Genomic DNA, 23657 nt, shown 5'->3' with positions numbered 1-23657 from the left:
ATTCATTGTCTTTTAGATACATTTCTTATATAATATTACTGAATAACGATTCATTTTATACGATAAGGGGATGGTGTAATTGAATTTAGTTTCACGTGTTCGCCAACAGGCAACAGAGCAGCCGGAAAAAGTTGCGTATCATTTTATGGGGAAAGATACAACTTACGGGGAATTTGAGCATACAGTTGGTCGTTTTGCAAAGGGATTACAAGATTTAGGTGTTGAAAAAGGGGACCATGTGGCGTTTTTACTCGGCAATACGCCACACTATTTAATTGCCTTGTATGCAACAATGCGTTTAGGGGCAACAGCAATACCAGTTAACCCAATCTATACACCAGATGAAATTTCTTATATTTTGCATAACGGGGATGTAAAAGCAGTCATTGCACTCGACGCTTTGCTTCCATTAGTTGAAAAGGGTGTACGAGCATTTCCACAAGTAAGCACATTTATAGTTTGTGAAACCACGCCAGATATAGCGGAAAAAATGGCAGCGTTATCACCGCAAGCACAAGAAAAAACGCATTTATTTACACAGGTCATTGCCACTGCTGCTGAATCTTTAGAGCCTGTGGAAGTTGCAGATAATGACAATGCTATTATTTTATACACTTCAGGAACTACAGGTAGTCCAAAGGGTGCTATGCTGACACATGGCAATGTGTATTCAAATGCTCGTGATGTTGCCCATTATTTAGGAATCAAGGCAGATGATCGCGTCATTGCTACATTACCAGTGTTTCATGTATTTGCCTTAACCGTTGTGGTCAATGCGCCTTTATTAAGCGGAGCAACAGTTTTACTTACACCTCGCTTTAGCCCTACTGAAATTTTTGCTTTAGCGAGAGAGCAAAAAGCAACGGTATTTGCTGGTGTTCCAACCATGTATAATTTCTTGTATCAATTACCTGAAGGTGATCCTGAAGATTTCTCGACAATACGTTTGGCCATTTCAGGTGGGGCATCTTTACCTGTTGCACTCTTACATAATTTCGAACAGAAATTTAATGTGCGTGTGTCAGAGGGATACGGCTTATCGGAAGCTTCGCCTGTTACATGCTTTAATCCACTTGATCGTGATCGAAAAGCTGGCTCTATCGGTACATCGATAAGCAATGTGGAGAATAGAGTGGTTGATGTGAACGGTCAGGAAGTACCTGTTGGCGAAGTTGGCGAGCTGATTGTACGTGGCCCTAATGTGATGAAGGGTTACTATAAAATGCCTGAAGAAACGGCCATGGCCATTCGCGACGGCTGGCTCTATACAGGGGATTTAGCTAGGGTAGATGAAGAAGGCTATTTTTACATTGTCGATCGCAAAAAAGATATGATTATTGTAGGTGGCTTTAATGTTTATCCTCGTGAGGTTGAGGAAGTGCTGTTTGCCCATAATAATATTGTAGAGGCGGCGGTGGTAGGCTTTCCAGATCCTAACTTAGGGGAAGCTGTACATGCATATGTTGTGTTAAAAGAAGTAGCAGCCACTACGACAGAAGATCTGCTATCTTATTGTGCCAAGCATATGGTGAAATACAAGGTGCCAAAGATGATTGAGATACTGGATGAACTTCCGAAAAACACGACAGGGAAAATATTACGACGTTCATTAAAAGAAAAAGTTTAAACGAGTATAGCTACTATTGAAAAATGGTAGCTTTTTTTTATGTACATTATTCGTATAATAGTAAAATCAGTTGAGAGTAGTTGTCTGTAAGTGATAAAATCAAACATGTGAAATCTTCTACATACTTTTCAAGAGCTTGTCATATAGTGAGGAAGTAATGTAAAAAGACGTACAAAACTGGAACCCTTTGATGTGAAGCTACGTCAAAGCTTTTAGGTAAAAATACTATTGAAAGAGAGCATACAAAAACATGTTAGAACTCATTAAGGAGTTAATAAGCTTTATTGTGCATATCGATGTGCATTTAGAAGAAATTATTCGTGATTTTGGCAATTGGAGTTATCTGATTTTATTTGCGATTGTTTTTGTAGAGACAGGCGTTGTCATTTTCCCATTCCTACCTGGTGATTCATTGCTATTTGCAAGTGGAACATTAGCAGCTGCAATGGGTGCCTTTGATATGTGGATTTTAATTCCTGTATTTTTAGCAGCAGCTATTTTAGGAGATACGATGAACTATCATATTGGTCATAAGGTAGGAACATCAATCCCTCCAAAGAGCCTCCTCGGAAGAGTTGTTAAAAAAGAACGTATGGAGGCAGCTGAAAAATTCTTTAATACACATGGTGGGAAAACGATTGTTATAGCTCGTTTCATGCCATTTATTCGTACATTTATCCCGTTTGTGGCGGGTGCAAGTAAAATGAAATATAGCTATTTCTTATTTTATAATATCTTTGGTGCAATATTATGGGTATTCAGCTGTACATTACTAGGTTATTTCTTTGGTAATATTCCTATTATTAAAGATAACTTCTCGGTTGTCCTTATTTTGATTATCTTTATATCAGTTGTGCCTGCAGTTATTGGTGCTATCAAATCTAGAGTAGGTAAATAATGAGGACAGTCCTAAAGTGGTCAATGGATCATCACTAGGACTGTCCTTTCTTGTGTTATATGTCTAATAGTGACCATACTAAATTAGTGTGAAGTATAAACAACAGGTCGTAAAAATGATATACTATATATTACTAGAATATGAAGAAATGGGGGCAGCGAAATGGAAGTATTTATTGGCAGACAGCCTATTTTTAATCTTCATGAGCAGGTAGTTGCTTATGAATTATTATATCGTGGCAAAAACGTCAATGCCTTTCCAATGGTCGATTCAGATGCAGCAACGATTGACGTACTTGTGAACTCATTTCTTTCAATTGGTTTTGAAGAGGTAACAAAAGGTAAACCGGGTTTTGTTAATTTTACTGAAAACTTATTGATGAGCTCCATTCATGAATTTTTAAATCCTTCACAGGTTGTGATTGAGATACTAGAAGATGTTCCACTTACTCCTCAGTTAGTGGAACGTGTAATTGAGCTAAAAAAACATGGGTTCCAAATTGCTTTAGACGATTTTATTATGGATGAGCATGTGGAAATTTATGATGAATTATTTGAGCAGATTGATTATATTAAGGTTGATTTTTTAGCATCATCTATCGTTAAACGAATGGAAATTGAAGTTAAAGTAAAGGATAAGTTTCCAAACATTCAATTACTCGCTGAGAAAGTAGAAACGCGTCATCAGTTTGAAGTAGCTAAATCTTCTGGCTATGTGTTATTTCAAGGTTATTTTTTTGAACAACCTCAAATAATACGAGCAACAGACATTCCAGCGAATACAATTCAATATATTCACATCATCTCTTTATTAAAAGAAGAAGAGCCAAATATCCAATTATTAGCGGAAAATATCGAACGTGATATTTCATTGACGTATAAATTATTACAAATGATTAATAATTCATCTAAACGATCTAAATCGAAGGTACGCTCCATTAAACAAGCCATTGTGTTACTGGGCGTATCAAATTTACGAAAATGGATCTATTTATTGGCCATGCGAGAAATCGATATAGACGCCAATTCTGATCTTTTTAAAGAAGTGCTGTGTACATCTTTATTCCGAGCAAAGGTTTGTGAAAAGCTAGCGAAGCTTTCTTACAAAAAGAATTTCTCAGAATATTTCTTAGTAGGCATGTTTTCACTCATTGATACGTTGCTTCAAAGACCTATAGAGGTCATTTTACAACAATTACCGTTCTCAGAGGATATTACGAGCACCATTTTGGGCATTGAAACGGATATGACACCCTATCTAGAGTTTAGTATCGCACTAGGGAAGTTAGATTGGCCACGTCTAGAAGAGCTAGCGACACAGTTGAATATTCCACTAGTTGATATTGATCATTTATATTATGAAGCCATGGAATGGGCTGAAAAATCATTTTAAACTGTGCAAAAGCTATCTTAACGTTTCATTTAAGATAGCTTTTTTTATATTTCCACAATGGCATATTCCCTTCATCAAGATGAAGTTCTCAATATGAAGAGTATTTGCTATAATCATCTCGTCTTTAAAAAATTCTGATAGTTGAAGTGGGCGTGGGGAAATGAGACATGATGTGAGAGATAACATTGTGGAGTATGTGTATGTGATTGTTGGAGCGGCAGTAATTGCTATTGGTTTTAATGTTTTTTTATTACCAAATCAAGTCGCTTCAGGTGGGGTAAGTGGCATTAGTACGATTTTGCATGGTTTGTTTGGATGGAATCCGGGAATTGTTCAATATGCATTTAATGTACCATTATTTATTGCTGGTGTATTATTGCTAGGCAAAAAATTTGGGATTAAATCATTTATCGGTACCATTACGTTACCTTTTATTGTCTTGTTAACGAATAGCTGGGAGCCTTGGACTGATAATGCTTTACTGGGAGCTCTTTTTGGTGGAATTGTTGTTGGCTTAGGAATAGGACTGGTCTTTAAAGGGAATGCTTCAACTGGTGGCACTGATTTACTAGCGCAAATCATAACGAAGTTTACTGGGTTGTCGCTTGGAACAAGTGTACTGTTAATTGATGGAATCATCGCAATTAGTGCAGCAGTTGTTTTTGATTTAGAAAAAGGTTTGTATGCTCTGATTGGACTTTATGTTACAACAAAAACGATTGATATCATTCAGTTAGGTTTTAGCCAATCTAAAATGGTCTATATTATTACATTGAAACAAGATGAGGTAAGAGAAGCCATTTATGCTGAAATCAATCGTGGTATAACTAAGTTACCAGCAATCGGTGGCTATACAGGAGAAGCACGACCAGTTCTCATGGTTGTTGTTTATCAAACAGAATTCACAAAGCTGAAACAACTCATTAAAAGCGTTGACCCATCAGCGTTTGTCATCGTTTCTGATGCTTATGAGGTATTAGGAGAAGGTTTCAAACGTGCATAATTTTGGTATAATGGCGGCGTAAGGTATTTATTATGAGGAGGGGTACTAATGAAAAAAGCAATGTTAACATTAGTGTTCGGATCAGCAATCTTCTTAGCTGCATGTGGTGGCGGAGATAAAACTGCAAGTAATAATGAAGGTGCTACAGAGCCAGATGGTGAAGCGATTGCCATGAAATCTTGTGTTTCTTGCCATGGTGGCGAGTTACAAGGTGCAAGTGGTCCAGCATTAAATGACGTAGGTGCTCGTTTATCTGAATCAGAAATTTTAGATATTATCAATAACGGTAAAAACGGTATGCCTCCAGGGGTTGTAAAAGGGGCAGATGCTGAGGCAGTAGCCAAATGGTTGGCAACTCAAAAATAGTATTTATAAAACTAGCGGGCTGGAGAGCCGCTAGTTTTTTTATGGAGGTAAACGCTGTGTTGAGAGTAAATACATTCCTTTTAGACATAGACATGCTAAAATAAGAAGAACCTTATCCATTGATTGGAGGCTTTTTCATTGGTCGTAGTATTAACAAGAGATGTTATGGAGAAATTTAAGTTAGAGTTATTAGCTGGCGAAGAAGGAATTGGAAGAACGATCGTCACTAGTGATATTTCAAGACCAGGACTTGAAATGGCAGGATACTTTACACATTATCCGGCAAATCGCGTCCAATTGCTTGGCAAAACGGAACTGTCTTTTTTCGAAATGCTGCCAGCAGATGTCAAGCTTGAGCGTATGCGTTTACTTTGTTCGCAAGATACACCTGCTATTATTATTTCTCGAGATTTAGAAGTCCCTGAGGAGCTGATTCAGGCTTCCAACGAAAAGCATGTTCCTGTCTTTAAAACACATATGACGACAACCAAATTTTCGAGTAGATTAACAAACTATTTAGAGGGACGCTTAGCACCAATGACAGCAGCGCATGGCGTGCTTGTCGATGTGTATGGAATTGGTGTGCTTATTATTGGTAAAAGTGGCGTTGGGAAGAGTGAAACAGCACTTGAGCTTGTTAAAAAGGGTCATCGTTTAGTAGCGGACGATTGTGTAGAAATTCGTCAAGAATCAGAAAACCTTTTAATTGGTAGTCCCCCACCTTTACTAGAGCATTTATTGGAAATACGCGGAATCGGCATTATTGACATTATGACGCTATTTGGTGCAAGTGCAGTGCGTCCGTATAAACGGATTACACTCATTATTGAGCTGGAAATTTGGGACCCGCAAAAAGTTTATGATCGATTAGGCTTAGAAGAAGAGAAAATGAAAATAATTGATACGGAACTAACCAAACTAACGATTCCTGTAAGACCAGGACGGAATGTTTCCGTTATTATTGAAGTGGCTGCGATGAATTACCGCTTAAAGAGAATGGGCGTAAACGCAGCAGAGGAGTTTTCAAGACGTTTAGATGAAGTAATTTCATCTAATGATGAGTTAGATGATTAAACAGTTGTGAACTAAATTATGTGAATGACATATTGAGAGGAGCAGAAGATGGATTTACTACTATTACAGATTGACCCGATTGCCTTTCATTTAGGGCCTATTCCGGTTCGTTGGTATGGATTGTTAATTGTGTCGGGAATCATTTTAGCATATATTGTCGGGCAGAGAGAGGCCGTTAAGCGGGGATTGCCTGAAGACTTCCTGGCAGATTTATTGTTATGGGCAGTTCCTATATCCATCATCTGTGCACGTATTTACTATGTGACCATGCGATGGGATTACTATAGTGAAAATCCAGGTAAAATCATTGAGATTTGGAATGGCGGTATTGCCATCCATGGTGCACTTATTGGAGCATTTGTCACAGCTTACATATTTACTCGTATAAAAAATGTAAGCTTTTTACGAGTAGCAGATATTGCAGCACCTAGTATTTTAATTGGACAAATTATTGGTCGATGGGGCAACTTTATGAACCAAGAGGCTTATGGTGGGGAAGTATCAAAAGCCTTTTTAGAAAATCTAATGCTACCAGATTGGATTATCAATCAAATGTATATCGAAGAATTAGGTTCTTATGTACATCCGACATTTTTATATGAATCCGTTTGGAACCTGATTGGGCTTATCATTTTATTAGTCTTACGTAAAGTAAACTTAAATCGTGGGGAAATTTTCTTTAGCTATCTAGTTTGGTATTCTATTGGTCGCTTCTATATCGAAGGTATGCGTACAGATAGTCTCTACCTAGTAGGCGATTTACGCTCAGCACAGGTAGTGTCCATTATTGGTATTGTAGTTGGACTAGGTGCCATTATTTATCGCAGAATAAAGGTAAAGCCAGCCGTAAAATACTTGGATAATAAATAAGGGGATGTAAAATATGGCTGTTAAAGCACTATTGTTTGATTTTGATGGCACGTTACTTAATACGAATGATTTAATCATTCAAACATTTATGCATGTATTAAATGAGCGATTTCCCGGGCAATATTCGCCAAAAGATTGCTTGAAATTCATTGGTCCATCACTCAAACAGACATTTAATGACATTGCACCAGATGAAGAGGAAGCTTTGATCGCAAATTATCGCGCTTGGAATATAGAGCATCATGATGAACTAGTTAGCGAATATCCTGATGTTGTGTCAACACTAGAGCAATTAAAAGCACAGGGTATTCGATTGGCTATCGTTTCAACAAAACGTAATGAGACTATTGATCGTGGGCTTTCTATTATGGGTGCGACACATTTATTTGATGTGCGTATTGGCACAGATGATGTAAAAAATGTGAAGCCTGACCCAGAGCCAGTACTACTTGCTTTACAACGTTTAGGAATAGACAAAGAAGATGCCATTATGATTGGTGATAATTCGCACGATATTGAAGCAGGGCATCGTGCAGGTGTAAGAGCAGCAGGTGTTGCTTGGGCAATTAAAGGTGAGGCATACTTACAGCAATATCAACCAGAATATATGCTACAGCATATGACAGATTTATTGGATATTGTGAAAGAGGGGTAAGGGCAGATGGCGCGTAAAACAGAACGTTATCGTGTCGAAGGAGCCAATTCGCTTTGGAATATATATGACACGGTGTCCTTTTGGAAGGTGATGAAGTGTTTCATTGTCATTCAAATTGGACGCTTCACACCATTTTTACGTGTGAAAAACTGGCTTTATCGTACATTTTTAAACATGACTATTGGCGAGCGAACTTCATTAGCCTTAATGGTCATGCCAGATACCATGTTTCCCGAACGTATTTTCATTGGTGAAAATACAGTGATTGGTTTTAATACGACAATTTTAGCGCATGAGTATTTAATAGAGGAATATCGCTTAGGTGATGTTTATATTGGAAATGAAGTAATGATTGGCGCAAATTCAACGATTCTACCAGGTGTAACAATCGGAGACGGTGCCATTGTTTCAGCCGCCACCCTTGTACATAAGGATGTGCCGGCAGGGTGTTTGGCAGGGGGCAATCCTATGCGAATTATTTATACGGCTGAACAAATGGCTGAGCGTAAGCGCAATGAGGTTGTAGAATGGTGTACACCAAAAAAATAATAAAAACTCACGTTGTATGACTACATACTTCGTGAGTTTTTTCATATTAAAAAGCTACTCCGGTTTTGGAGTAGCTTTTAATATTTATGCAAGCGCTGCGTCATAGTCTGATTTGAATTCACAATTGTCGTGATCACCTAAGCAAGTTGATTCAACAAAGGTTGATTTAATTGCAGTCCCATCTATGTCTTCTGTTGTATGAAGTGTTACTTTGTCGCCAGGGTAAAACTCACCTTTACAAATACTTACGATCATTTGCTCACTTAGTTGTACGAATGGACATGCCATAATAAATCCCTCCAATGTGTAGTTTATATGGTGTTTTTTGTTATTAATGCTATTCTATATTAAGCTTTTAAAAAAGTAAAAGAAAAAATAGAATGAGAGTAATAATCAATAAAAGTATTGATATTAAGGTATTCTTATTGATAATGAGATTGAGAATCATTTTTAATATTTCATCCAATAATATTATATCTATATAATATATGCGTGACTGTATTGAGAATAGGTTGTTGATAAAACTTAATTTTTTCCAACAATTGTATAAGAGAGAATCATTCTCAATTTTTTAGTGAATACTTTAGTTGATTTATAATCATCATGTCACATTTTAGACATATTCTCATTCTCAGTAAAACATTTTGTCAAAATTTAAGAGAAATGATGTCTTGTTTTTATACCGTTGTTCACTAAGTAATAGGTATAATTAACAGAATAATAAGTATTTAAAGATTTCGTTAATTAAAGAAGAAAAGTTGACTGCTTAAAAGAAATAAGTTAGAATTCTTTCATAATCTAATTCTCTAACACTCTAGTGAATTAAAGTGAAATGTAAGGAAGTGTTCATATGTCGTCGATAAAAATGTTTGAAAAACCACTTGGAATGCGCGATACATTTCCGCAAATCTATGAGAAGGTTGAAGCCGTTAGGCATGCTGGCAGAGACTTTTTATATAAAAGGGGTTATGAGTTCATTAAAACACCCGCTGTAGAGTATTTCGATACAGTGGGGAAAGCTTCAGCTATTGCTGATGCTCATTTATTTAAGCTAGTGGATAGCCAAGGAAATACATTAGTATTACGACCTGATATGACAACACCGATTGCTCGAGTAGCTACATCGAAATTATTAAAAGAAATGATTCCTTTACGTCTTGCTTATTTCGCAAGTGTTTTTCGAGCTCAAGAAACGGAAGGTGGAAGACCAGCGGAGTTCGATCAAATGGGGATTGAGTTAATAGGGGATCAATCTGTATTTGCCGATGCAGAAGTTATTGTGACAGCAATGGAGCTATTAAAACATTTTAAATTAGAAGAGTTTAAAGTCACGATTGGTCATGCGGGTATACTAAATTGCATTTTACAAGATTACACAGAGAGTATTGAACAGCAAGCAACACTTCGAACATTGTTGGTTCAACGAAATTATGTAGGATTTGAAGAAGCAGTAGAATCATTTGATCTACCCAAAGCTAAATCTGATGCCCTCCTACAATTTATTGGGGAGGCAATGAATGTTAAAGACATCCGGGATATTGAAAAATATGTGCGTAAAAATGATGCATTAGAATACATGCAACAACTTGCTCAACTGCTGGAATTGGCTGACTTAGCTGAGTATATAGCTTTTGATTTCACCCTTTCGAGTCATATGAGTTATTACACTGGCATGCTTTTTGAAGTTTTTGCGGTAGGAAGTGGCTTTCCGTTAGGAAATGGTGGACGCTATGATGGTTTATTAGAAGTATTTGGCTCAAAAGTTGGTGCAACAGGTTTTAGTATTCGAGTTGATCGTTTATTAGAAACCTTCAATAGCCAGTCAGAGAAACGACAGGAAGCAACAGTTGTGCTTTTTGAAGAAGAACAATTCGAGGCAGCATTACTAAAGGTGAAAACATTACGGGCAGCAGGAAAATTAGCTACTTTACAGTTGCGTAGTAGCCTAGTTGATGAGGCAGCCTTTTTAGCATACTTTACAGAAGTGGTGGTTGTTGGACAGGGGGAAGTAGGCGGTGAATGAATTAACAATTGCAATGCCAAAGGGACGGATCTTTGAAGAGGCATATCAAATGCTGTTAGAGGCAGGTTTTAATTTACCAGAAGAGGTAGAAATGTCACGTAAATTAATGATTGAGATACCAGAGGAAAAAATTCGCTTTATTTTATCCAAGCCAATGGATGTCCCTGTCTATGTTGAACATGGTGTTGCTGATATTGGCATTGCTGGGAAGGATGTTTTGTTAGAACAACAGCGTGAAGTGCATGAGTTATTAGATTTAAAAATTAGTCATTGCTATATCGCATCTGCGGGATTACCGAACACACCAATGAATGAAATTGCGCCTAGAATCGCTACGAAATATCCGAATATCGCAATGAAGTACTACAAGGGCATTGGAGAGCAGGTTGAAATCATCGAGCTGAACGGTTCTATTGAATTAGCACCAATGATTGGTTTAGCTGATCGCATTGTCGATATCGTTTCAACAGGGCGTACCTTAAAAGAAAATGGCTTAGTAGAATATGAGTTTATTACAGCTGTTTCATCACGATTAATTGCAAATCCCGTAAGTTATCGTATGAAGGGTGAGCGTATTATTGATCTTGTGAAGCGATTAAAGAAATGTGTAAATGAGCAAAAAAGGAATCATATTTAGCTACATATGAAGGACTAAAGGGGATTAATCCTATGAAAATAACAAAGCTTGAAAAAGGCATTTCCTTAAAAAGACCACTTGAAGGGGGAAATGAGGAACAATTAAAAGTTGTGCGACAAGTGCTAGCAGATGTTAGGACACAAGGAGATATAGCGCTCCGTACTTATACTGAAAAATGGGACGGCTATGCCCCTGAGAGCTTACGTGTTACAGGGGCAGAAATCGAGGAAGCAGTAAATACGCTAGACCAGCAACTTCATAAGGATTTAGCAGAAGCAGCCGAAAATATTCGTCTGTATCACGAGCAACAAATACGTTCAGGCTATCGCTTAGAGCTAGGACAAGGTTCTTGGCTAGGTCAACGCGTAACAGCACTAGACGCAGTAGGATTGTATGTTCCAGGTGGTACAGCAGCATATCCTTCATCTGTATTAATGAATGTGATTCCAGCTCAGGTTGCAGGTGTGAAGCGTATCGTCATTACTTCTCCGGCAGGTCAGAATGGGAAACTGCCAGCAGGTGTCCTTGTGGCAGCTCATCTTTTAGGGGTGGATGAAATTTATAAAATTGGTGGTGCACAAGCGATTGCTGCACTTGCATATGGTACAGAAACAATTGCTCCAGTTGATAAAATTACAGGTCCAGGGAATATTTTTGTGGCTCTCGCCAAACGTGAGGTATTTGGAGAAGTAGCAATTGATATGATCGCGGGGCCAAGTGAAATTGCGGTTTTGGCAGATGATACAGCATATCCTGATGAAATAGCTGCAGATCTGTTATCACAGGCAGAGCATGATGCATTGGCTTGTGCCATCCTTGTCACTACCTCAGAGCCATTAGCTCAAAGGGTAGCTGAGGAAGTAGAGAAGCAATTGCTGGAATTGCCACGTCAGGCAGTAGCTCGTGCCTCCATAGAAACCTTCGGGGTCATTTATGTAGCTGAAACGATGTCACATGCGGTGGAAGCCATTAATTCATTAGCGCCTGAGCATTTAGAAATTGTGACAGAAAATGCTGAAACGATTGTTGAACAGATAAGACATGCTGGCGGTATTTTTATAGGTCGGTATAGCTCGGAGCCTGTGGGAGATTACTTTGCAGGAACCAATCATGTATTACCAACGAATAGCACGGCTCGTTTTGCAAGTGGCTTAAACGTAGATGATTTTGTAAAGAAATCAAGCATTGTTTATTACAGTGAAAAAACATGGCAAGAAAATGCACCAAAAATTGCACGTCTAGCACGTATGGAAGGCTTAGAGGGGCATGCACGTGCAGTGGAATCACGCGGATGGGAGAAGGAATAGGGCGATGACAGTAAAGAAGAGATATGCAAAGGTAGAGCGTACAACAAATGAAACGCAAATTTCAGTAGCAATCGATTTAGATGGTGAAGGGCAAGCAAATATTCAAACTGGTGTGGGATTTATGGACCATATGCTCGATTTATTTATGAAGCATGGATTATTTAATGGGACCATACAAGCAAATGGTGATACCTATATCGACGATCACCATACAACAGAGGATCTTGGCATTGTCTTAGGGCAGGCTGTTCGTGAAGCACTTGGTGATAAGAAGGGCATAAAACGCTATGGCACAGCATTTGTGCCGATGGATGATGCACTAGCACAGGTAGTTGTAGATTGCTCCAATCGTCCGCATTTAGAGTATCGTGTGCCAACTTTAAAGGAAAAAGTGGGAACGTTTGATACAGAATTAGTGCATGAATTTTTATGGAAATTTGCGCTAGAGGCACGCATGAATGTTCACGTGATTGTACCTTATGGCCATAATACACATCATATTATTGAGGCGATTTTCAAAGCATTAGCACGTGCGATTGATGCGGCAGTTGAAATTGACCCACGTGTTAAAGGAGTACCATCGACTAAGGGGCTGTTAACGTGAAGATAGGTGTTATTGATTATGGAATGGGCAATTTATTTAGTGTAGAACAAGCATTAAAACGACTAGACTGTGAGGTCGTTGTGACGGCTGATGAGAGCGTGTTAGATGCAACAGATGCACTACTATTACCGGGGGTTGGCGCATTTCCTGATGCTCGCAAGCGTTTAGCAGAAACTAAAATAGACCGTTATTTACAAAAGGCACAAAGTGAAAATCGCCCTCTATTGGGAATTTGTCTAGGCATGCAATTATTGTTTGAGCAAAGTGAAGAAGTAACCCCAACACAAGGGCTAGGTTTTTTCAAGGGACATATTCAACGCTTTAGTGGTATCGAAGGAGATCAAGCATATCGTGTGCCGCATATGGGATGGAATGAACTGATCTTGACGAATCGCCCTGCATGGTTGGACGGTGAAGTATCAGCGAAGCATGTCTATTTTGTTCACTCATTTTATGCGACACATATTCAGGAATCTGAGCTTGTTGCCTATGCAGACTATTGTGGCATAAAAGTACCTGGTATTGTAACGAATGGTTCCGTGACAGGCATGCAATTTCACCCTGAAAAATCGGGAGAACTAGGCATTTATTTATTAGAGCAATGGCTGAAAGGTGTGAAGGCATGCTAACAAAACGTATTATCCCATGTCTTGATGTCAAGGAAGGTCGCGTTGTAAAAGGTATCCAATTTGTATCTATCCGTGATGCAGGTGATCCAGTGGAGCTTGCAAAGTTCTATGATGAGCAGGGCGCAGATGAGCTTGTATTTTTAGATATCTCTGCTTCACATGAAGGTCGAGAAACGATGATAGATGTTGTTCGTCAAACAGCTGCTACACTTGCAATACCTTTTACAGTTGGTGGTGGTATTCGTACGTTGGAAGATATGAAGCGTATTTTACGTGCAGGTGCTGATAAAGTATCCGTGAATACATCTGCTTTGGAGCGACCAGCTCTTATTCAAGAGGGCGCTGATTTCTTTGGTGCACAATGTATCGTTGTTGCAATCGATGCTCGCTATAGTGAAGAAGATGACACATGGATGGTTTATACACATGGTGGACGCAATAAAACAACTTGGTCAGCCGTTGAGTGGGCACAAGAAGCCGTGCGCTTAGGAGCAGGGGAAATTTTATTAACAAGTATGAATCAAGATGGTGAAAAATCTGGCTTTGATTTGGCCTTAACTAAAGCGGTAAGAGAGGCAGTGACAGTTCCTGTTATCGCTAGTGGTGGAGCGGGACATGCCGAACATTTTTACGAAGTATTAGCACAAGAGGTAGATGCAGATGCTGCATTGGCGGCTTCAATCTTCCATTACAAAGAAACGAACGTATTACAAGTAAAAGAATACTTACGTGACAAAGGAGTGGCAGTAAGATGATAGAGAATATTCGGTTCGATGAGAAAGGTCTTGTTACAGCTGTTGTACAAGATGCCAACACAAAAGAAGTGCTAACAGTGGCCTATATGAATAAAGAATCATTAGCTAAAACAATTGAATCAGGAGAAACTTGGTTTTATTCTCGTTCTCGTCAAGAGCTGTGGCATAAAGGAGCAACAAGTGGTCATAGACAACAAGTGGTGTCCGTAAAAGCAGACTGTGATCAGGATGCATTAGTGGTGGAAGTGCTACCCGCTGGCCCAGCTTGTCATAATGGTACAACTTCTTGCTTTACAGAGGTGATTCAACAAAATGAGCAGATTGGCTCTGTAGACATCATCGCTAAACTTGTGCGTGTGATTGCAAAGCGTGAGCAGGAAATGCCAGAAGGAGCCTATACTACATATTTATTTGACAAGGGTATCGATAAAATTTGTAAAAAGGTTGGGGAGGAGGCAACTGAGGTTGTCATTGGGGCTAAAAACCGCGATGCCGAAGAAGTAAAATGGGAGGCAGCTGATTTAATCTATCACCTCCTAGTATTGCTACAAGAACAAAAAGTAAGTATTTATGATGTTCTACATGTGTTGGAAAAACGTCACGAGGAGAAATAACGGCATATTATTGATTGTATGGTATAATAGAAATTACTGTGTAAAGGAACGTAAAATGCGTTCCTTATTTCTTGTTTCGGAGGAAATATATTGGAAAAGAAACGTCAAAATGAGACTCAATCGAATATAGTGTCGTTCATTCCAACAGGCGACTATTATTATAAAAAATCAATTCAAGCAATGAATAGTGGACAAATGAATAAAGCTTATAAATATTTACAACGTGCGGTAGATTTAAGCCCTGATGATCCTATGATTATCTTGCAGCTAGCCATCGTAGAGTTAGAAGGTCAACGTTTTGAGGAAGCGTATGATCTGCTTCGTCATGCCTATCAAATTGATCCAGATAATCCAGAAATCATTTTCTATATGGCAGAAGTATCAGGATGTGTGGGCATCATGCATGATGCGAAACGTTTTGCAGAAGAGTATTTGCGGCTAGAACCAGAGGGTGCTTATGCAGATGAAGCAGCAGAAATACTAGAATTTGTCGCTTTTGAGCAGGATGATTTGGAAGACCCTGAAGAATCTGGTGAGGATTTGTATCGTCAGGAGCAAGCTCGTCGTTGTATGGAAAAAGGGGATTTTCCAGAAGCTATTACTATTTTAGAAGATTTAATTGAAGATCGACCAGCCTTTTGGTCAGCCTATAATAATTTAGCACTTGCTTATTTTTATGTAGGAGAAGAAGAGCAGGCGAAGGCTCTCTTACATACCGTGCTACGTGAAAATAAGGGGAACTTACATGCACTATGTAATTTAACGGTGATTGCTTATTATGAAAAAAATGAAGAGGATTTACAAGAACTACTAAATATACTTGTCAAAATTCAGCCATACACATGGGAGCACCGTTATAAATTAGGGGCTACATTAGCCTTAATAGGACAGTATGAATTAGCCTATAAATGGTTGCGTAGTATGCAAAAGAGAGGCTATGTTGGAGATGCTGGTTTTTACTTTTGGTTGTCACATGCGGCCTATTTCTCAGGTCATGAGGAAGTATCGAAAAGTGCATGGGATCAGCTACTAGAGCTAGACCCTGACAAAGAGGGCTTTGAGCCATGGCGCCAACAAGAAAATGAATTTGCACTTGATGCATTGGAGCATGACCGTGATTTTATTGTTGAAAAATTAGAAAGTACTTATACGAGTGAGCGCATTTTTGGTTTGTTTTTACTGAAGGGTACTGCACATAAGCAAGAAATTATCGCTCATCCGAAATTGGTTAATGTTGAACAATTAGACACATTTGAGAAATTGTTTTTAGCTTATTCACTCGGCCACGAATTTGATAAGAAGAACAAAGTAGAAGCGAGCTTTTTACGTGCTGTCAACGTACCAGAAATTTTATTAGAACAGTATGGGAAGCTCTCATCACTCATTGTACCAATGTTTCAAATGTGGTTTGTACTATGTGAACAAGCGCTAATACAAAACTATCGTTTTACAAACCCAACAGCAATTGCAGGAGCCAATGATTATTTATTTAGATCTTCACAGATGCTCAAAGTGACAAAAAAGGAAATTGCCCAACAATATGGAGTATCTGTATCAACGTTATCGAAGTATATTGATGAAATTCTAACGTTTTTACCTAATAGTCATAATTAACGTGTGAGCAACATAGTTGAATAACTTTATACTTTCACATACGATGAACATACTAACGTTATCACCAATGTTCCTTGGCGACATTATCCTATCCGTCAAGGGCTTTATCTTCTTCTGTAGGTGACGTTACACTTATCGGTTGAATGAAGATAAAAAGTATTCTGTTTAGGGGGAAGTATTGATGTCAGAAGAAAAAATTTATGATGTAGTAATAATTGGTGCAGGTCCTGCTGGGATGACTGCTGCTGTTTATACATCTCGTGCAAATTTATCAACATTAATGATTGAACGTGGGATTCCTGGTGGGCAAATGGCAAACACAGAGGAAGTAGAAAATTACCCAGGTTTTGATACAATTTTAGGGCCTGAGCTATCTACAAAAATGTTTGAGCACGCTAAAAAATTTGGTGCAGAATATGCCTATGGTGATGTATCAGAAATCATTGATGGTGAAGAATATAAAACAATTAAATCTGGTGCAAAAGAATATAAAACACGTGCCATTATTATTACAACAGGTGCGGAGTATAAAAAAATGGGTGTGCCAGGTGAAAAAGAGCTAGGCGGTCGTGGTGTCAGCTACTGTGCAGTATGTGATGGGGCATTCTTTAAACAAAAAAATCTAATAGTTGTAGGCGGTGGCGATTCAGCTGTTGAAGAGGGCGTTTATTTAACTCGCTTTGCTGATAAAGTAACGATTGTCCACCGTCGTGACAAATTACGTGCCCAAAAAATTCTACAAGATCGTGCCTTTGCCAATGACAAAATTGATTTCATTTGGAATGCAACTGTAAAAGAAATTAATGAAGCTAATGGTAAAGTTGGTAGTGTCACATTACAATCAACTGTTGATGGTACAGAATCTGAATTTGCAGCAGATGGTGTCTTTATCTATATTGGTATGTTGCCTTTAACTAAACCATTTGAATCATTAGGCATTTTAAATGATGCTGGCTATATTTTGACAAATGCCAATATGGAAACTAAAATCCCAGGTATCTTTGCAGCTGGAGATGTTCGTGAAAAAACACTTCGCCAAATTGTGACAGCGACAGGTGACGGTAGTATTGCCGCACAAGCTGTACAGCATTATGTGGAAGAGCTATTAGAGAAAATTAATGCCTAACATGGCTATTTAAAGGAAAAAAATACAATTTTAATGTGGTTTTAATATTGCTGTAACTTGAATGACATATAAAAGGTGTATGATAAAAAATGTAATTAGCAATCCCCCTTTTATTTTGTTTAGTAGGTTGTTTCCGCCTCAATTAGGTGGGAGCAACCTACTTTTTTATTTGTACAAATTAAAAAAATAAACGTATTTTTCGCCTAACATAAAAGCATTACACATGAATAAACCTAAATTGTTAATTGTCTTTACTAGAGAGTTGTAAATGAGGACAAATCTTGCAAGGTCTTGCTATAATGGGGAGTAGAATGCAAAAGTGATTAGAGGTGTGCCTATGCAAAGAATTGCAAATTTAATTGCAGTAAAAGACGGTAAAGTATTATTACTTCAGAAACCAAGACGAGGCTGGTACGTTGCTCCAGGAGGGAAAATGGAGAGCGGTGAATCCATCTTTGAGGCTGCTGTACGTGAGTTTCAAGAAGAAACAAATGTCACACCTTTAAATGTTCATTTAAAGGGTGTTTATACGATGATTATTAAAGAAAATAATGATGTAGTGGATGAGTGGATGCTCTATACATTTGTTGCAAAGGATGTAGAAGGTATACCATTCGAAGAAACGAGAGAAGGCAAGCTTGCATGGCACCCAGTAGAGGATTTAGCACATTTGCCAATGGCTGAAGGAGATCGAACTAATTTACAATTTGCGGTTTCGCAATCAGGCATTCAATATGGCACGTTTGACTATACAACGAATTTTGAATTACTTCATCAGAAAATACAAATATCAAAAGAACAATAAAGGAGTTGCATGACAGTGGTGGTTGAAGGCCAACAATGTACACACGAATTGGTTATTATTACAGGAATGTCTGGGGCTGGGAAGACCGTAGCTATTCAAAGCTTTGAGGATTTAGGGTATTACTGTATTGATAATTTACCACCAGCGTTACTTACAACTTTTTTAACTCTGCTAAGAGATTCTGGTAAAAATAGTACGCGTATTGCAGCCGTAATGGATATGCGTGGTGGCGACTTTTTTGATGCTCTTATTGGCGCGTTAGACCATATACTAAAAGAAGGCGATATTGATACTCGTATGTTATTTTTAGATGCAGACGATGCCACATTAGTTAGACGCTATAAAGAAACAAGACGTGCCCATCCACTAGCAGTCAATGGTTTACCTTTAGATGGCATTAAACAGGAACGTGCACTTTTATCTGAAGTAAAGGGCCGTGCTAATTTTGTGTATAACACATCGAACATGAAACCGAAGCAATTACGTGAAAGAATTGTCAATGAATTCGCTAGTGAGGCAGATACTATTTTTACTGTGAACATTATGTCCTTTGGCTTTAAACATGGGATGCCTATTGATGCAGACTTAGTGTTTGATGTTCGTTTTCTTAAAAACCCTTATTATGTAGAGGAGCTACGTCCCAAAACAGGACTACAAACAGAGGTATCCTCTTATGTTTTAGCTTTGGAAGATACGCAAATACTCATAAAAAAACTAACGGATTTATTAGATTTTATGATTCCTCTTTATCGACAAGAAGGTAAGTCACAGCTTGTCATTGCTTTTGGTTGTACTGGCGGTCAGCATCGCTCAGTGACATTAGCAGAATTTTTTGGGGCATATTTAGCAGGCAAGGAAAATACGGTTATTACGCATCGTGATATTAATCGTAGAAAGGAATGAGTGAATGGGGAAAAAGCAAACAAGGCTTGTCGTAATAGGTGGTGGTACAGGGCTTTCCACATTACTACGCGGGCTGAAGCATCACCCATTTGATATTACTGCCATTGTGACAGTGGCAGATGATGGGGGTTCTTCAGGCCGTTTACGTGATGACTACGATATTCCGCCACCTGGTGATGTACGTAATGTGATTGCGGCATTATCAGATATTGAACCACTTGTAGAGCAAATGTTTCAATATCGCTTTTCAGCATCAGAGGATTTAAAAGGTCACTCCTTAGGAAATTTAATGCTTACGGCACTTACTGATATTACTGGAGATTTTAATCATGCTATAAGTGAAATGGGCAAGGTTTTAAAAGTTCATGGTCGTGTCATACCAGCTGCAAATAAAAAAATAAACTTACATGCTGTGCTAGAGGATGGTTCAATTATTGAAGGAGAATCAAAAATTCCAACAGCATCAAAGCGCATTAATCGTGTTTTTTTAGTACCCGAAAATGTGCAACCGTTACCAGAAGCCATTCGTGCGATTCAGCGTGCAGACTATATTTTAATAGGTCCAGGAAGCTTATATACAAGTATTATTCCAAATCTGCTTGTGAAGGAGATAGGGGAAGCTGTTGTGAAAGCGAAAGGCAGAAAAATATATGTTTGTAATTTAATGACGCAAAAAGGTGAAACGATTTCTTATACAGCAGGTGATCATGTAACAGCCATACATAAGCATGTTGGCGGCGATTTTATTGATTCTATTTTAGTAAACGACGAAGAACTCCCTAACCCTGTAAAAGAACTATATAAAGAAGAAAGAGCAGAGCCAGTGACATTTGATGTGGCAAAGCTTGAAAGTATGGGCTTAGAGGTTATACAACGTGATATTGCTACAATTCGGTCAGATGGGACTGTTCGACATAATGCTATCAATGTTGCAGAATGGCTGGTAGATTATGCTGATATTTACCAGCAAAAAGTAAGAAGACCCATTATAGAAACATAATGGATTGATTGTATATGGTAAGATGAACATATACATAGAAATCATGATTGAAAGGGGGGCATGATATGTCTTTTGCTTCAGAAACAAAAAAGGAATTAACGCAAATAGAAGCGGACAATCATTGTATGAAAGCAGAAGTTTCTGCCCTAATTCGTATGAATGGTTCATTATCCTTTGCAAATAAACAACTAAGTTTAGACGTGCAAACTGAAAACGCTGCAATTGCTAGAAGACTATATACGATTATGAAAAAATTGTATCCGTACAATGTAGAATTGCTTGTTCGTAAGAAGATGCGACTGAAAAAAAATAACGTGTATATTTGCCGTGTAAGAGAAGGTGCGCGCGAGCTGCTAATTGATTTAGAAATCATCTCAGACGACTTTCAATTTAACCATACAATCTCAAGAAAGCTCATCAAAAAGAGTGGTCAAAAAAGAGCTTATTTAAGAGGAGCATTTTTAGCAGGAGGTTCTGTCAACAATCCAGAAACATCAGCCTACCATTTAGAGATTTATTCTTTGTATAAAGAGCATGGTGAGGCATTGATGGATTTGATGAATGAATTTGAACTTAATGCCAAAACAATTGAACGAAAAAAAGGTTTTGTCACCTATTTAAAGGAAGCAGAGAAAATTTCAGATTTCCTTAATATTGTTGGTGCACATCAGGCCATGATGAAGTTTGAGGATGTGCGCATATTGCGAGATATGCGAAATAGCGTCAACCGTATTGTGAACTGTGAAACAGCCAACTTAAACAAAACTATTGGTGCAGCATTACGACAGGTAGAGAATATTCGATTTATTGAAAATTCAATTGGTCTGGATCAGCTACCAGAAAAGCTACGTGAAATAGCACGTCTACGGGTAGAATATCAGGATGTGACATTAAAAGAGCTTGGTGAAATGGTATCAAGTGGAACGGTTAGTAAATCAGGTGTTAACCATCGATTGAGAAAAATTGATGAGATTGCTGATGCATTAAGACGCGGTGAAAAAATAGGTGGTTAAGTTTTCATACTTTTCAGGTATGAATGTCATGCGTAATCGCTTATTGTTCTTTTGCTAGTAAGTGAGGTAAGATAAAACTAATAGATGAACGGTAGTGAAGGGGAGTTTTGAGTATGATTGAGAGAAGAGTCCAGGTCAAATTAAAATTAGGACTACAAGCTAGACAAGCAGCACTATTTGTGCAGGAAGCAAATCGTTTTAGTGCGGATATCTTTCTGGAAAAAGACGAGAAAAAAGTAAATGCCAAATCCATTATGGGTGTCATGAGCTTAGCAGTCGCTAAAGGCACTGAAGTTACTTTAAGTAGTGACGGCAGCGATGCGGAGCAAGCGGTTACAGCATTGGCTACAATTATCGAAAATGAAGACTAACATTCATTGAACACAAAAGGCATCACAGAGCAAATCTGTGATGCCTTCATAGTGTTGAAAAACAAAACCATCCATAGCGTTTTTGTGAAAGGTGAAAATGGATTTCCATTGCAGGCTACTTGCTTTCCTGTGGGCGAGCGCCGAGCAGCTTCCTCCGCTACCGCTCCGTTTAGAGGCTCGCCTGTCTCGCTATCCCACGGGAGTCAAGTAGCCTTCCACCCCAATTCATAAAAATGTTTCTTTTTAGAAAGGTTTTCAAATAAAGTGAAGGTATTCACTACGCTTTATGGAGAAGTGTTGTCATCCATCACTTCTCCGCATTGAAAATAAGAGCCTATCCTCTTTCTAATAATATAAATAAAGGGCTATTTTGTTCAGGAAAAGACACTTTTGCAGAATGGTTGATGGGAGTGGAGCCAGCGTCACTCCTAGGGGATTAGCGTCCTAGAGGAGCCCCTGGAGCGAATGCAGTGATCAGCGGACACCCCCTGGAAAGGACGCTGGCGGAACGGAAATCAACCCCTCGCCTTTCAAAATGGCTGTTTCTGCCGTTGACATCACCTTTTTTCAACAACACGAAAGGCATCACAGAGCGAGTCTGTGATGCCTTCTCATTTTTATTTATTATCGCTACGGTGCATAATGTGATCGATTAAACCATATTCTTTAGCACGTTCAGCAGTCATGAAATTATCACGATCTGTGTCTCTAGCAATGACTTCAAGTGGTTGGCCTGTGCGTTCAGATAAAATGCCATTTAATTTTTCACGTAAGAATAAAATACGTTTAGCAGCAATTTCAATTTCTGTCGCTTGACCTTGTGCGCCACCTAGTGGTTGGTGAATCATTACTTCTGCATTTGGTAATGCAAAACGTTTACCAGGCTCACCAGCAGCTAGTAAGAAAGCACCCATTGATGCAGCCATACCAATACAAATTGTTTGAACTTGTGGTTTAATGATTTGCATTGTGTCATAAATAGCCATACCAGCCGTAATTGATCCACCTGGTGAATTAATGTAAAGAGAGATATCTTTATCTGGATCTTCCGCTTGTAGGAAAAGAAGTTGTGCAACAATGGAGTTAGCCACATTGTCATCAATAGCGCTTCCTAAAAGAATAATACGGTCTTTAAGTAGACGTGAATAAATGTCATATGCACGTTCACCGCGACTTGTTTGTTCAATAACTGTAGGAATTAAATTCATGTTAAATCCTCCTTAAAAAACTAAATTCGAATACCTTTGCTGAAAATTTCCATTGTTATTTCAGCTGTATCCTTATCATACACATTATAGTCAGGGAAGGTCAAATATTAACCCTGCTAAAGTGAAATAAAAAAAATAAAATGTTTTTGCATTCTATGGTTGAATTATATGTGATAGGCTTGTATAATAATTGAGGTTATAAGTTTAAAGTACAGTACACTATTTTGCAGGTATGCTTCAAAAAATGAGGGTTATCTACATCATGCTTTTCGTAAGCCTAGAGTGAGTACTTTTTTTTTGTGCCTTTGCCCTCGTGGTGTAATGGATAACACGTAAGATTCCGGTTCTTGCACTGGGGGTTCGATTCCCTCCGAGGGCGCCATTTTACTGAATATAGATAGACTTGTTATAGCTCATCTCCTAATAAGTAGTTTAGCAGCCTGCTTAGCGGAGATCGAGAGGGAGATATAGGTGCAATACTGTCCTATTTGGCATTATTCCCCTATTTATTCCTTTCAAACCTTCAAAAAAGCAATAACTCCAAATTATTTTTTAGTGGACATACTGTACGTGAAGACTAGAAATAGTCGAAAAAAAGAATCCTATCTGAGGGG

At 38.4% G+C, this 23657-nt stretch carries 25 protein-coding genes and 1 tRNA gene; 24 read left to right on the top strand and 2 right to left on the bottom strand.

What is annotated here, in order from left to right:
* Positions 1-79 precede the first annotated feature (79 nt).
* The 9 genes from NST76_RS18105 (at position 80) to NST76_RS18065 (ending at position 8434) form a co-directional block, all read left to right on the top strand.
* A complete protein-coding gene (locus NST76_RS18105) occupies positions 80-1627 on the top strand; it encodes a fatty acid--CoA ligase family protein (protein ID WP_271910908.1) in 1548 nt (515 codons plus the stop codon).
* Between the two features lie 250 nt (positions 1628-1877).
* Positions 1878-2525, top strand: coding sequence for a VTT domain-containing protein (locus NST76_RS18100; protein WP_036128018.1), 648 nt, complete (start codon positions 1878-1880; stop codon positions 2523-2525).
* 162 nt (positions 2526-2687) lie between these two features.
* Positions 2688-3917 (top strand): HDOD domain-containing protein, encoded by a 1230-nt coding sequence (locus tag NST76_RS18095; RefSeq protein WP_036128015.1) that lies wholly within the window; start codon positions 2688-2690, stop codon positions 3915-3917.
* Between the two features lie 160 nt (positions 3918-4077).
* Positions 4078-4920, top strand: coding sequence for a YitT family protein (locus tag NST76_RS18090; RefSeq protein WP_036128012.1), 843 nt, complete (start codon positions 4078-4080; stop codon positions 4918-4920).
* A gap of 48 nt (positions 4921-4968) precedes the next feature.
* Complete coding sequence (gene cccB / locus NST76_RS18085) at positions 4969-5286, top strand: cytochrome c551 (protein ID WP_036126754.1); 318 nt, start codon at positions 4969-4971, stop codon at positions 5284-5286.
* 138 nt (positions 5287-5424) lie between these two features.
* Positions 5425-6360, top strand: a complete 936-nt coding sequence (hprK, locus tag NST76_RS18080; RefSeq protein WP_036126752.1) for an HPr(Ser) kinase/phosphatase — start codon at positions 5425-5427, stop codon at positions 6358-6360.
* A 48-nt stretch (positions 6361-6408) separates the two neighbouring features.
* A complete protein-coding gene (gene lgt / locus NST76_RS18075) occupies positions 6409-7230 on the top strand; it encodes a prolipoprotein diacylglyceryl transferase (RefSeq protein WP_036126751.1) in 822 nt (273 codons plus the stop codon).
* Between the two features lie 13 nt (positions 7231-7243).
* On the top strand, positions 7244-7885 hold the full coding sequence (ppaX, locus tag NST76_RS18070) for a pyrophosphatase PpaX (protein ID WP_036126748.1): 642 nt from the start codon (positions 7244-7246) through the stop codon (positions 7883-7885).
* Positions 7886-7891: 6 nt separating this feature from the next.
* Positions 7892-8434: an acyltransferase gene (locus tag NST76_RS18065; RefSeq protein ID WP_036126746.1), complete on the top strand. Its 543-nt coding sequence runs from the start codon at positions 7892-7894 to the stop codon at positions 8432-8434.
* A gap of 84 nt (positions 8435-8518) precedes the next feature.
* On the opposite strand, the gene NST76_RS18060 is transcribed toward NST76_RS18065, so the two are convergent.
* On the bottom strand, positions 8519-8722 hold the full coding sequence (locus NST76_RS18060; RefSeq protein ID WP_036126744.1) for a hypothetical protein: 204 nt from the start codon (positions 8720-8722) through the stop codon (positions 8519-8521).
* Positions 8723-9284: 562 nt separating this feature from the next.
* On the opposite strand from NST76_RS18060, the gene NST76_RS18055 reads away from it, so the two are divergent.
* From NST76_RS18055 to NST76_RS17990, 14 genes are all read left to right on the top strand, one after another.
* The gene (locus NST76_RS18055) at positions 9285-10457 is read left to right on the top strand and encodes an ATP phosphoribosyltransferase regulatory subunit (protein WP_036126742.1); all 1173 of its coding nucleotides are present in this window, start codon (positions 9285-9287) and stop codon (positions 10455-10457) included.
* Entirely contained in the window at positions 10450-11094 is a 645-nt protein-coding gene (gene hisG / locus NST76_RS18050) for an ATP phosphoribosyltransferase (RefSeq protein WP_036126740.1), read from the top strand. Before NST76_RS18055 ends, hisG begins: the two co-directional genes overlap by 8 nt.
* Before the next feature lie 32 nt (positions 11095-11126).
* A complete protein-coding gene (hisD, locus tag NST76_RS18045) occupies positions 11127-12401 on the top strand; it encodes a histidinol dehydrogenase (protein ID WP_058844361.1) in 1275 nt (424 codons plus the stop codon).
* A gap of 4 nt (positions 12402-12405) precedes the next feature.
* Entirely contained in the window at positions 12406-13005 is a 600-nt protein-coding gene (gene hisB / locus NST76_RS18040) for an imidazoleglycerol-phosphate dehydratase HisB (protein WP_036126736.1), read from the top strand.
* On the top strand, positions 13002-13634 hold the full coding sequence (gene hisH, locus NST76_RS18035) for an imidazole glycerol phosphate synthase subunit HisH (RefSeq protein ID WP_058844362.1): 633 nt from the start codon (positions 13002-13004) through the stop codon (positions 13632-13634). The genes hisB and hisH overlap by 4 nt, the downstream gene beginning before the upstream one ends.
* Complete coding sequence (gene hisF / locus NST76_RS18030) at positions 13628-14389, top strand: imidazole glycerol phosphate synthase subunit HisF (RefSeq protein ID WP_036126732.1); 762 nt, start codon at positions 13628-13630, stop codon at positions 14387-14389. The genes hisH and hisF overlap by 7 nt, the downstream gene beginning before the upstream one ends.
* Entirely contained in the window at positions 14386-15003 is a 618-nt protein-coding gene (gene hisIE / locus NST76_RS18025) for a bifunctional phosphoribosyl-AMP cyclohydrolase/phosphoribosyl-ATP diphosphatase HisIE (RefSeq protein ID WP_342544278.1), read from the top strand. The genes hisF and hisIE overlap by 4 nt, the downstream gene beginning before the upstream one ends.
* A gap of 90 nt (positions 15004-15093) precedes the next feature.
* Positions 15094-16617 (top strand): tetratricopeptide repeat protein, encoded by a 1524-nt coding sequence (locus NST76_RS18020; protein WP_036126728.1) that lies wholly within the window; start codon positions 15094-15096, stop codon positions 16615-16617.
* Between the two features lie 181 nt (positions 16618-16798).
* A complete protein-coding gene (gene trxB, locus NST76_RS18015) occupies positions 16799-17743 on the top strand; it encodes a thioredoxin-disulfide reductase (protein ID WP_058844365.1) in 945 nt (314 codons plus the stop codon).
* Positions 17744-18080: 337 nt separating this feature from the next.
* The gene (locus NST76_RS18010; protein ID WP_036126724.1) at positions 18081-18548 is read left to right on the top strand and encodes an 8-oxo-dGTP diphosphatase; all 468 of its coding nucleotides are present in this window, start codon (positions 18081-18083) and stop codon (positions 18546-18548) included.
* 9 nt (positions 18549-18557) lie between these two features.
* Positions 18558-19451: an RNase adapter RapZ gene (rapZ, locus tag NST76_RS18005; protein WP_058844366.1), complete on the top strand. Its 894-nt coding sequence runs from the start codon at positions 18558-18560 to the stop codon at positions 19449-19451.
* A gap of 4 nt (positions 19452-19455) precedes the next feature.
* Positions 19456-20451 (top strand): YvcK family protein, encoded by a 996-nt coding sequence (locus NST76_RS18000; protein ID WP_330493737.1) that lies wholly within the window; start codon positions 19456-19458, stop codon positions 20449-20451.
* Between the two features lie 65 nt (positions 20452-20516).
* Positions 20517-21464 (top strand): DNA-binding protein WhiA, encoded by a 948-nt coding sequence (gene whiA, locus NST76_RS17995; protein WP_036126718.1) that lies wholly within the window; start codon positions 20517-20519, stop codon positions 21462-21464.
* A gap of 113 nt (positions 21465-21577) precedes the next feature.
* Positions 21578-21835, top strand: coding sequence for an HPr family phosphocarrier protein (locus tag NST76_RS17990; protein ID WP_036126715.1), 258 nt, complete (start codon positions 21578-21580; stop codon positions 21833-21835).
* Between the two features lie 617 nt (positions 21836-22452).
* Here the strand turns inward: NST76_RS17990 and clpP are convergent.
* Entirely contained in the window at positions 22453-23043 is a 591-nt protein-coding gene (gene clpP, locus NST76_RS17985; protein WP_004228025.1) for an ATP-dependent Clp endopeptidase proteolytic subunit ClpP, read from the bottom strand.
* A gap of 307 nt (positions 23044-23350) precedes the next feature.
* On the opposite strand from clpP, the gene NST76_RS17980 reads away from it, so the two are divergent.
* A tRNA-Arg gene (locus tag NST76_RS17980) sits at positions 23351-23425 on the top strand.
* Positions 23426-23657: the final 232 nt, after the last annotated feature.

This window comes from Lysinibacillus sp. FSL W7-1291 (assembly GCF_038593415.1).
Classification (GTDB): Bacteria; Bacillota; Bacilli; order Bacillales_A; family Planococcaceae; genus Lysinibacillus; species Lysinibacillus fusiformis_D.
This window is presented reverse-complemented; position numbering and strand designations above follow the sequence as displayed.

Bases quoted from the DNA above. Each gene is read 5' to 3' on its own strand.
- NST76_RS18100 (WP_036128018.1), top strand. From the start codon at position 1,878: ATGTTAGAACTCATTAAGGAGTTAATAAGCTTTATTGTGCATATCGAT.
- NST76_RS18095 (WP_036128015.1), top strand. From the start codon at position 2,688: ATGGAAGTATTTATTGGCAGACAGCCTATTTTTAATCTTCATGAGCAG.
- NST76_RS18090 (WP_036128012.1), top strand. From the start codon at position 4,078: ATGAGACATGATGTGAGAGATAACATTGTGGAGTATGTGTATGTGATT.
- cccB (WP_036126754.1), top strand. From the start codon at position 4,969: ATGAAAAAAGCAATGTTAACATTAGTGTTCGGATCAGCAATCTTCTTA.
- lgt (WP_036126751.1), top strand. From the start codon at position 6,409: ATGGATTTACTACTATTACAGATTGACCCGATTGCCTTTCATTTAGGG.
- ppaX (WP_036126748.1), top strand. From the start codon at position 7,244: ATGGCTGTTAAAGCACTATTGTTTGATTTTGATGGCACGTTACTTAAT.
- NST76_RS18065 (WP_036126746.1), top strand. From the start codon at position 7,892: ATGGCGCGTAAAACAGAACGTTATCGTGTCGAAGGAGCCAATTCGCTT.
- NST76_RS18060 (WP_036126744.1), bottom strand. From the start codon at position 8,722: ATGGCATGTCCATTCGTACAACTAAGTGAGCAAATGATCGTAAGTATT.
- NST76_RS18055 (WP_036126742.1), top strand. From the start codon at position 9,285: ATGTCGTCGATAAAAATGTTTGAAAAACCACTTGGAATGCGCGATACA.
- hisD (WP_058844361.1), top strand. From the start codon at position 11,127: ATGAAAATAACAAAGCTTGAAAAAGGCATTTCCTTAAAAAGACCACTT.
- hisB (WP_036126736.1), top strand. From the start codon at position 12,406: ATGACAGTAAAGAAGAGATATGCAAAGGTAGAGCGTACAACAAATGAA.
- hisF (WP_036126732.1), top strand. From the start codon at position 13,628: ATGCTAACAAAACGTATTATCCCATGTCTTGATGTCAAGGAAGGTCGC.
- hisIE (WP_342544278.1), top strand. From the start codon at position 14,386: ATGATAGAGAATATTCGGTTCGATGAGAAAGGTCTTGTTACAGCTGTT.
- trxB (WP_058844365.1), top strand. From the start codon at position 16,799: ATGTCAGAAGAAAAAATTTATGATGTAGTAATAATTGGTGCAGGTCCT.
- NST76_RS18010 (WP_036126724.1), top strand. From the start codon at position 18,081: ATGCAAAGAATTGCAAATTTAATTGCAGTAAAAGACGGTAAAGTATTA.
- rapZ (WP_058844366.1), top strand. From the start codon at position 18,558: ATGACAGTGGTGGTTGAAGGCCAACAATGTACACACGAATTGGTTATT.
- NST76_RS18000 (WP_330493737.1), top strand. From the start codon at position 19,456: ATGGGGAAAAAGCAAACAAGGCTTGTCGTAATAGGTGGTGGTACAGGG.
- whiA (WP_036126718.1), top strand. From the start codon at position 20,517: ATGTCTTTTGCTTCAGAAACAAAAAAGGAATTAACGCAAATAGAAGCG.
- NST76_RS17990 (WP_036126715.1), top strand. From the start codon at position 21,578: ATGATTGAGAGAAGAGTCCAGGTCAAATTAAAATTAGGACTACAAGCT.
- clpP (WP_004228025.1), bottom strand. From the start codon at position 23,043: ATGAATTTAATTCCTACAGTTATTGAACAAACAAGTCGCGGTGAACGT.